General features: G+C 67.9%; 1 pseudogene. It reads right to left on the bottom strand.

Annotation, left to right across the window (positions count from 1 at the left end):
• Nucleotides 1-126: 126 nt before the first annotated feature.
• Nucleotides 127-1,664, bottom strand: a pseudogene (locus ABD198_RS30420) (ISAzo13 family transposase); the annotation flags it as partial.
• Nucleotides 1,665-1,737 lie beyond the last annotated feature (73 nt).

The raw sequence follows: 1,737 nt of genomic DNA, 5'->3' as shown, positions 1-1,737 counted from the left end.
GCGGTCGATCAGCGCCCGCCCCCGGCTTGTGGCGTAGGCGAGGAAGACCCCGACCTGGGAGTTCTCAATGCGCCCGGGGGCTTGTTTCTGAATAACTGTCAGGGGTGATCTTTCGGATGGTCCTCGTCAGGCAAGCGAACTCGAAGCTGTTCGAGGGTCCGGGCGGGCGACCCAGGCAGCGGTGTAACGGCGATGCGATGCAGGTCTAGGAGCCGGTGCCCATCTTGGAACTGGTTAGAGAGGTTGGTGCGGGTAACGCCCAACAGTTGGGCCAGGAGGGTGCTGGTGATCGCCCTGCGTCGGCGTAAGAGCGCTGCCAGGAGGCGGTGGTAGTGGTCCAGGCTGCTGGTCTGCGGGTGGAGGTAACTGCGCGGACGGTGGAAGCGTCGCTGGAAGGCCGCTTCGGCCAGGGCGTCCCAGTACGGCTCGGAGATTGCCACCAGGCGTTCGAAGTCGGACCGCGGCATGCCGGTCAGGGCCGGATTGCTGAGCATCGTGGTCAGGTCGGGGTCGATCCGCCGGGCGATCGCCGGCGTCTGTGGCGTTCGGGGCGGGACTGGCGCCATGGTGTAGTTCCAGTCGCCGTGGAACGCGTCGGGCGTGATCGGCAGGGCCTGGAACTCGGCTGCCGTCACCGTAGTGCCCAGGCGGTAGCTGCCGGTGTCCAGCTCGGCGCCGATGGTCAGCCCGGTGCGTGTGGTCGTCGCGGCGATGGTTTCGATGACGACCTGGTAGCTGGTCAGTGGTCGGCCGCGCCAGTTCGCGGTGATGTGGCAGAACATCCGGTGTTCGATTTTGTTCCATTTCGACGTGCCCGGCGGAAAGTGGCAGACCGTGATCTCCAAGCCGCTCTCCAGGGCGAAGGCGGCCAGGTGTTTCTTCCAGGTCCAGCGGCGGGGATCGTTCGAGCCGCCTGCGTCGGCGGTGATCAGCAACCGGGTTGCGTCCGGGTGGTGCACTTGTCCGCGACGCTGCCACCAGCGGCGTATGGACTCCACCGCGAACTCGGCGGTGTCGTGGTCGGTCCCGACGTTGACCCAGCCGGTGTTGGTGGCGATGTCGTAGATCCCATACGGGATGGCGACGGGCTGGTCGCTGGTGGTGAAGGTGTGGCAGTCGACTTTGATCGGGTCCTTGCCCGGCCGCCAGGTGCGACCGGGCCGGTCTCGGCTGCCGAGCCATTCCTTGGCCTTGGTGTCGACGCTGATCACCGGCTGCCCACCGTCGAGGAAGGCGGTGGCCGTGGCATTCAGGTGCGCGAACTGGGCATCGCGATCGGGATGGCTGGCGCCCTCGGTGGTCTTGATGGTGCCCTGCAGGCTATAGCCGAGGCCACGCAGCAGGCGCCCGACGGTTGCGGCACTGACCGGATGGCCCTGTGACGTCAGAGTCGAGGCCAGGGCCCGCAGCGACAAGGTGGTCCATCTCAACGGGGAGACGGGATCACCCCGGGTGTGCGGCTCGATCAAAGCCTCCAGCGCCGGCAGCAGGCCGGGGTCGGTGACGGTCAACGGCTTGCGGCCAGCTCCCGCAGCCCGGACCCTCCGGGTCGGGACCGGGTCCCCGGCCAGCTCGGTGACGCCACGCGCGATGGTGGCGGAACTGGTCCCGGAGGCGGCTGCAACCAGAGTGATCCCGCCGTGGCCGATGGCCGCGGCCTCGCTAGTGCTCTGACCGCATAGGTTCGCCGGGTTTCATGCTGCTGGGGCCAGGGGGCGTCCGCCCCAGCGGATGCGT

The organism is Streptomyces thermocarboxydovorans (assembly GCF_039524635.1).
GTDB lineage: Bacteria > Actinomycetota > Actinomycetes > Streptomycetales > Streptomycetaceae > Streptomyces > Streptomyces thermocarboxydovorans.
This window is presented reverse-complemented; position numbering and strand designations above follow the sequence as displayed.